The organism is Ralstonia insidiosa, from assembly GCF_008801405.1.
In the GTDB taxonomy this organism is placed as follows: Bacteria; Pseudomonadota; Gammaproteobacteria; order Burkholderiales; family Burkholderiaceae; genus Ralstonia; species Ralstonia insidiosa.
The window spans coordinates 3,528,740-3,535,844 of record NZ_VZPV01000001.1; the positions used below are offsets into that span (position 1 = coordinate 3,528,740).

The 7,105-nt window shown below is 63.7% G+C and carries 7 protein-coding genes; 2 read left to right on the forward strand and 5 right to left on the reverse strand.

Going from position 1 to position 7,105, the window contains the following annotated elements:
• Position 1 precedes the first annotated feature (1 nt).
• The 5 genes from F7R11_RS16735 to F7R11_RS16755 are packed head-to-tail and all read right to left on the reverse strand — an operon-like array spanning position 2 to position 5,535.
• Positions 2–1,054, reverse strand: coding sequence for an ABC transporter ATP-binding protein (locus F7R11_RS16735; RefSeq protein WP_064805297.1), 1,053 nt, complete (start codon positions 1,052–1,054; stop codon positions 2–4).
• On the reverse strand, positions 1,051–2,067 hold the full coding sequence (locus tag F7R11_RS16740) for an ABC transporter ATP-binding protein (protein WP_064805299.1): 1,017 nt from the start codon (positions 2,065–2,067) through the stop codon (positions 1,051–1,053). Before F7R11_RS16740 ends, F7R11_RS16735 begins: the two co-directional genes overlap by 4 nt.
• Positions 2,064–2,978, reverse strand: coding sequence for an ABC transporter permease (locus F7R11_RS16745; RefSeq protein WP_021196130.1), 915 nt, complete (start codon positions 2,976–2,978; stop codon positions 2,064–2,066). The genes F7R11_RS16740 and F7R11_RS16745 overlap by 4 nt, the downstream gene beginning before the upstream one ends.
• A 1-nt stretch (position 2,979) precedes the next feature.
• Positions 2,980–3,957: an ABC transporter permease gene (locus tag F7R11_RS16750; RefSeq protein ID WP_021196131.1), complete on the reverse strand. Its 978-nt coding sequence runs from the start codon at positions 3,955–3,957 to the stop codon at positions 2,980–2,982.
• 27 nt (positions 3,958–3,984) lie between these two features.
• Positions 3,985–5,535 carry an ABC transporter substrate-binding protein gene (locus F7R11_RS16755; protein ID WP_390624428.1) on the reverse strand — a complete coding sequence of 517 codons (1,551 nt, stop codon included), beginning with the start codon at positions 5,533–5,535 and terminating at the stop codon, positions 3,985–3,987.
• Between F7R11_RS16755 and F7R11_RS16760 the strand changes: the two genes are divergently transcribed.
• Entirely contained in the window at positions 5,465–5,878 is a 414-nt protein-coding gene (locus tag F7R11_RS16760; protein WP_167317203.1) for a hypothetical protein, read from the forward strand. The genes F7R11_RS16755 and F7R11_RS16760 overlap by 71 nt on opposite strands.
• A 32-nt stretch (positions 5,879–5,910) precedes the next feature.
• Positions 5,911–7,101, forward strand: coding sequence for a M20 aminoacylase family protein (locus F7R11_RS16765; protein ID WP_064805303.1), 1,191 nt, complete (start codon positions 5,911–5,913; stop codon positions 7,099–7,101).
• Positions 7,102–7,105: the final 4 nt, after the last annotated feature.

The window sequence follows — 7,105 nt, forward strand, 5'->3', positions numbered from 1 at the left end:
GCTAGGGCTGATCGTTCAGGTGGCAGGCTGAAAACCGCAGCGGGGCAATCTCCTTGAGCACCGGCTGTTCGGTTTTGCAGCGCGGCATGGCATGCGGGCAGCGCGGGTGGAAATGGCAGCCGGTGGGCGGATGCAGCGGCGAGGGAATCTCGCCCGAGATCGCCACGTAGGTCTTCTTGCGAACCTCCAGTTTAGGCGCCTCGGCCAACAGCGCCTGCGTGTAGGGGTGATTGGGCGACGCGAAGATCGCTTCGGTGGGCGCCGACTCCACCACCCGGCCGAGGTACATGATGACCACGCGGTCACTCACGTGCTTGACCACGCCCAGGTCGTGGCTGATGAACAGATACGTGAGGTTCAGTTGCTCGCGCAGGCGGATGAACAGGTTCAGCACCTGCGCCTGGATCGACACATCCAGCGCCGCAACCGATTCATCGCAGACCAGGAATTCGGGCTTGACCGCCAACGCCCGTGCAATGCCGATGCGCGCCCGCTGCCCGCCCGAGAACTGGTGCGGAAAGCGCCGCATCAGGCTTGGGTCCAGGCCGACGCGCGTGAGCATCTCGGCCACGTAGTCGCGCTGCGCGGTTGCCTCAACCATGCCATGCACGACCGGCGCCTCGCCCACGATGTCCTGCACGCGCATGCGCGGGTTGAGCGATGCGTACGGGTCCTGAAAGATCATCTGGATGGCGAGCTGCTTCTCGCGGCGGCGCTCGGCCGGTAAGCGATCCAGATCGATACCCTTCCACAACCGCGTGCCGGCTGTTGGCTTGTGCAGACCCACGGCCAGTCGGCCGAGCGTGGATTTGCCGCAGCCCGACTCGCCCACCAGCCCGACCACCTCGCCCGCAGCGATATCCAGGTCGACATGGTCCACCGCGTGCACCACCTCTTCCGTCAGGCCTGCGCCGAACCAGTTGGCGATGCGCGAGGAGATATCCAGCCCCTTCACGAAGCGCTTGGACATGCCCTGCAACGACAGGATCGGCACCGCGCTGGGCGTTGCCTCGGTAACCGCCGCGGCATCGAGTTCAGGATGCATCGCACTCATGCGGCAGTCTCCTCGGGGCGAATGGTGACGGGATGGAAACAACGCAGCGCGCGGCCGTCGTCGAGCGCCTCAAGCGTCGGCGCCTGCGTGCAGACCTCGGTGGCAAACGCGCAGCGCTCTCGGAAGGCACAGCCGCTGGGCAGTGCCAGCAGCGATGGCGTCATGCCCGGAATCTGCCGCAGCGGCGCACCACGCGGGTTGCGCGACGGCGCCGACGCAATCAGCCCGAACGTGTAGGGGTGGCGCGGCGCCTCCAGCACCTGCTGCACGCTGCCCTGCTCGACAATGCGGCCGGCGTACATCACGCACACGCTGTCCGCCAGGCCGGCCACTACCGACAGATCGTGCGTGATCCAGATCAGCGCGGTTCCGCTCTCGCGACACAGCGCCTGCACCTCGGCCAGGATCTGGCCCTGGATGGTCACGTCCAGCGCCGTGGTCGGCTCGTCGGCGATGATGAGATCGGGCTTGTTGAGCAGCGCAATGGCAATCGCCACCCGCTGCCGCATACCGCCGGAAAATTGGTGCGGATACGCCGTCAGCCGTTCATCCGGCGACGGGATACCGACCCTCGCCAGCGCCGTGCGCGCCATGTCGCGCGCCTGCGTTTTGCTCACGCGCTGATGTGCCTGCACGGCCTCGATCATCTGCGTGTCGATTCGCAGGACCGGGTTCAGCGTCATCATCGGGTCCTGAAAGATCATGGCGATGCGGTTGCCGCGCATGTCGCGCATCTGCCGGGCAGACAGTGCACGCAAGTCATGCGTGATGCCGTCGCGACCGGTCAGCTCGATGCGCCCGCCCACCACGCGGCCTGGCGCGTCGATCAGGCCCATGATGGAGTAGCCCGTCATCGACTTGCCCGAACCGGATTCACCGACCAGGCCCATGATCTCGCCGCGGCCGACGGTAAAGGACACATCATCCACCGCGCGCGCAATACCGCCGCGCGTGGTGAATTGCGTTTGCAGGCCCTCGACGACGAGCGTCGGTTTGCTGTTGGCGGTCGTCATAGGGTCTGCAGGCGCGGGTTGAGCACGTCGCGGAGTTGGTCGGACACCAGGTTCATCGACACGATGGTCACGAGCAGCGCCAGCCCAGGGAAGAAGCTGATCCAGTACTTACCCGACAGCATGTATTGGAAACCGTTGGCGATCAGCAGACCCAGCGACGGCTCCGTAATCGGCACGCCCAGGCCCAGGAACGACAGCGTTGCCTCCAGCGTGATCGCCGAGGCCACCTGCAGCGCGGCAATCACGATCAACGGCGGCAGACAGTTCGGCAACAGATGGCGGAACATGATGCGCGACGGCGGCAAGCCCAGCACCTGCGCGGCTTCGATGTACTCACGTCTGCGTTCGACCAGCGCTGCGCTGCGCGTCGTGCGCGCGTAGTACGCCCACTGCACCGCCACCAGCGCGATCACGATGTTGGTGATGCCCGGCTTGAGCAGCGCGAGCAGGATCAGCGCCAGCAAGATCGGCGGAAACGAGAGCTGCAGATCGGCCACGCGCATGATGAGCGACTCGATGCGCCCGCCCGCAAAGCCGGCGATCAGGCCGAGCGTTGTACCCAGCACCAGTGCGAACACCGTGCTCACCACGCCCACGCCCACGCTGATGCGCAGGCCGTAGAGGATGGCGGAAAGAATGTCGCGGCCTTGGTCATCCGAGCCGAGCAGGAAGGTCATGCCATCGGAGGCCTTCTCTCCGGGGGCGAGGCGCGAATCGAGCACGTCCAGTTTGGCGAGGTCATACGGGTTCTGCGGCGCAATCCACGGCGCGGCAATCGCCACGACGATGATGATGCCCAGCACGATCACCCCGACGAGTGCGATGCGGCTCGCGCAGAACTGGCGCACGAAGCGGCGCAGGGGCGTTTCTTCAGCAGCCGGTTTGGTTGAGGTTGCAGTAGAAGTCGTCATGTCAGCCCCGGCTTTCAGACAAGCGCACACGCGGGTCGAGCACGCCGTAAATCAGATCAACCACGAGGTTGATGAGGATGAACAGCGTCACGATCACCAGCAGGTAGGCGACGATCACCGGGCGGTCGAGCAGTTGAATCGAATCAATGATGAGCTTGCCCATGCCCGGCCACGCATAGATCGACTCGGTCACGATCGAGAACGCGATGACGGAGCCGAACTGCAGCCCCACGACCGTCACGATCGGGATCAGGATGTTCTTGAGCACATGCACACCGACGATGCGCGTGTTCGACAAGCCCTTTGCACGCGCGAACTTCACGTAGTCCTGCAGCATGGCCTCTTGCGTGCCGGCACGTGTGAGGCGAATCACCATCGCAATATTCAGCAGCGACAGCGTCACGCCCGGCAGGATCAGGTGGCGGATGCCGTCGAGTGTCAGAAAACTCAACGGCACGCCCAGCAGCAGGCGCGTCTCGCCGCGCCCGTTGGAAGGCAGCCAGCCCAACTGCACCGCAAACACCATGATGAGCATCAGCCCGACCCAGAACGTCGGCAGCGAGAAACCCAGGATCGAGATCGTCATGATGGTGCGGTTGGCTACACCGTTCGGGCGCAGCCCCGCCCACAGGCCGAGCGGAATGCCCAGCACGATCGACAGCAGGATCGCGAAGGTAGCCAACTCAAGCGTCGCCGGCATGCGCTCGAAGATCAGTTTGAGCGCGGGCGTGCCGTGCGCGAACGACACACCCAGGTTGCCCTGCAGTGCGCCTTTCAGGAAGTACAGGTATTGCTCCCACAGCGGCTTGTCGAGCCCCAGCGCGGCAATCGTGCGCGCAATGTCCTGCTGGTCTGCCTGCGGGTTGATGAGGATGTCGACCGGGTTGCCAATGGCATACACGCCCAGGAACACCAGAATCGACATCACCAACAGCACCGCCACGGATTCCAGCAACCTTCGGATCAGGAACACCAGCATCTGAGGCTCGCTTCTGTGGAGAGAGGGTTATTGCGGCTTGAAGCCGTGCGCGTAGGTGCGCTCATCCGTGCGCGGCGTGTAGCTGATGCCCTTGCGCGTCGCCCACGTCGTCACCTGGAAGTGAACCGGGATGATGCCACCGTCATCCACCACGATGGCCGTCGCTTCCTGCAGCAGCTTGGAGCGCTCACCATCGTCCATCGTATAGAGCGCTTTTGTCAGCACGGCGTCCATCTTCGGGTTGCAGTACTGGCCCCAGTTGACCGTGCCGAAACCGGTCTTGGCGTCCTCACACGCCACCAGCGCACGCAGCGGCGAGCTGACCTCACCCGTCTGCGCGCCCCATCCCACCAGGCCGAATGAATATTCGTGATGGCCGCCCTTGGCCGCGTGGGTCGCCATCGGTGCCGCTTCCACGCGCGTCGCGATGCCCACGCGTGTGAGGTTTTGCGCGATGGTCTGCGCGATCTTCTCGTCGTTCACGTAGCGGTTGTTGGGCGTGTGCAGCGTGACACCGAAGCCATCGGGGTAGCCCGCCTCGGCCAGCAGCTTCTTTGCACCGTCCGGGTCGTACTTGAGCGTCTTCAGGTTCGGGTTGTGACCGAACAGCGACGGCGGCACGAGGTTGTTGGTGGGCTCCGACAGGCCCTCCATGATGCGGTCCTTGATGCCCTGGCGGTTGATGGCCATGCTCATCGCGCGGCGCACGCGTGGATCCTTCAGCGGGTTCTTATCGAGCGGCTTGCCGTCCTTGCTCGTCACCTCGGGCGTCGGGTCGCGCTTGTCGTCGGTGTACAGATAGATCACGCGGTGCGAGATCTTCGAGAAGAAGTTCAGCGACGCATCGCCACGCACGCGCGCAAGATCCGGCGTCGGCACGTTCTCAATGGCTTGCACGTCACCCGACAGCAGCGCGGCAATGCGCGTCGCACCGTTCGGGATGAAGCGCAGCGTCACATGTTCCCAGGCAGGCTTCGGGCCCCAGTACTGATCGTTGCGCACCAGCTCGACCCGGTCATCACGCGCATAACTGACGAACTTGAACGGGCCCGTGCCGATCATGCCCTTGCCCTGCGCAAAGTCATCGCTCGACAGCCCTTGCGTCGCCTTCTTCTGCACGATGAACACCGACGTCAGATCCGACAGCATCAGCGGATACGGCTGCGATGTCGTCAGCTGGATCGTGTACTTGTCGATGATCTTCTTGTTGAGGATCGCCTTGGTGTACGTGTCGAACTTGCCCGGGCTGTTGAGGATCGTGGCCGGACGATCGAGCGACCACGCCACGTCTTCGGCGGTCAGCTCGCTGCCGTCATGAAACTTCACGCCGGGGCGCAGCTTGAATTCCCACGTCAGGTTGTTGACCATCCGCCACGACGCGGCCAGGCCGGGAATGATATGGCTGTCGGCGTCCATCTTCACCAGGCACTCGAACATGTGCTCCGACACGTTGATGTTCGAGAACAGGTTGTAGAAGTGCGGGTCCATCGAGGTCGGCGGCGAGCTCATGCCGATCTTCAAATCAGCGGCCAATGCCTGCGGGCTGGCACCCGCCATCACGCATCCCGCCACGCACATCACAGCGGCCACGCGCCGCAAGGTCCGAATCATGGTCACGGCTCTTCTCCCCAAGAAGGATCGATGGATCGATTTCGCTGACGGCGCGGCGGCGCTTCTGAAGAACGCTCGCGCCGACTATAGCGACGCGCATATGCGCTCGGCAATGTGCGGCGCCACAAATTGGTGCATCCCCCTACGGCGCCCCTCGGGAAACCTCCAAAAACAGGGGCGTAATCGCACGGTCGCGGATAAAAAGCAGGAAACGTTCCATGTAAAGAACGGCCGCGACGGCTGCATGCATGCGGCGCACGCGAGTGTGCGGCGGGCCGAAGATGGCCCTTCGGCGTATCATCGAATGTGATTAAGACCTTTCAGCCAGAACACGAGCATCCCATGAAGCTGATTCCAGAGATCCAAGCCGCGCAGCCCGAAATCCAGGCGCTGCGACGCGATATCCATGCGCATCCCGAACTCTGTTTCGAAGAGCAGCGTACCTCCGACCTGGTTGCCGCCAAGCTGACCGAATGGGGCATCGAAGTCCATCGTGGCCTGGGCAAGACCGGGCTGGTGGGCGTCATTCGCAACGGCGAGGGCAAGCGCATCGGCCTGCGCGCCGACATGGACGCCCTGCCGCTAGCCGAGGTCAACCAGTTCGAGCATCGCTCCAAACACGAAGGCAAGATGCACGCATGCGGCCATGACGGCCACACGGCTATGCTGCTCGGCGCGGCACACTACCTCGCCAAGCACCGCAACTTCAGCGGCACGGTGCATCTGATCTTTCAGCCCGCCGAAGAAGGCGGTGGCGGCGCACGCGAGATGATCAAAGACGGCCTGTTCGAGCGCTTCCCATGCGACGCCGTGTTTGGCTTGCACAACTGGCCGGGCGTACCGGTCGGGGCGTTCGGTACGCGCGTCGGCGCGCTGATGGCATCGAGCAACGAATTCCGCATCACGATCAAGGGCAAGGGTGCGCACGCCGCATTGCCGCACAACGGCAATGACCCTGTGTTCGTTGGCGCACAAGTCGTTTCGGCGCTGCAGGGCATCATCACCCGCAACAAGCGTCCGATCGACACAGCCGTCCTGTCCGTCACCCAGTTCCACGCCGGCGACGCCACCAACATTATCCCGAATGAGGCCTGGATCGGCGGCACAGTACGCACGTTCTCCACAGACGTCCTCGATCTGATCGAGCGTCGCATGGAGGAAGTCTCCAAGGGCATCGCCTCAGCTTACGACTGCACGGTCGATTTCGCCTTCCATCGCAACTACCCGCCCACGGTCAACAGCGAATCGGAAACGCAATTCGCAGCGCAAGTCATGCGTGAGTTGGTTGGCGCAGACAACGTGGACGCCAACATCGACCCGACCATGGGCGCCGAGGATTTCTCCTTCATGCTGCTCGAGAAGCCGGGCTGCTTCGCTTTCATCGGCAACGGTGATGGCGACCACCGCGAGCAAGGCCACGGTTTAGGTCCCTGCATGCTGCACAACCCGAGCTACGACTTCAACGACGAGCTGCTGGCGTTGGGCGCGACGTACTGGGTGAGGCTGGTGGAGCGGTACCTGGCGCGGGGCTGAGGTT

Excerpts from the sequence above, each read along its gene's own strand:
- F7R11_RS16745 (WP_021196130.1), bottom strand. The coding sequence starts at position 2,978 with ATGACGACTTCTACTGCAACCTCAACCAAACCGGCTGCTGAAGAAACG.
- F7R11_RS16765 (WP_064805303.1), top strand. The coding sequence starts at position 5,911 with ATGAAGCTGATTCCAGAGATCCAAGCCGCGCAGCCCGAAATCCAGGCG.
- F7R11_RS16750 (WP_021196131.1), bottom strand. The coding sequence starts at position 3,957 with ATGCTGGTGTTCCTGATCCGAAGGTTGCTGGAATCCGTGGCGGTGCTG.
- F7R11_RS16735 (WP_064805297.1), bottom strand. The coding sequence starts at position 1,054 with ATGAGTGCGATGCATCCTGAACTCGATGCCGCGGCGGTTACCGAGGCA.
- F7R11_RS16740 (WP_064805299.1), bottom strand. The coding sequence starts at position 2,067 with ATGACGACCGCCAACAGCAAACCGACGCTCGTCGTCGAGGGCCTGCAA.
- F7R11_RS16760 (WP_167317203.1), top strand. The coding sequence starts at position 5,465 with ATGCCGATCTTCAAATCAGCGGCCAATGCCTGCGGGCTGGCACCCGCC.
- F7R11_RS16755 (WP_390624428.1), bottom strand. The coding sequence starts at position 5,535 with ATGTGCGTGGCGGGATGCGTGATGGCGGGTGCCAGCCCGCAGGCATTG.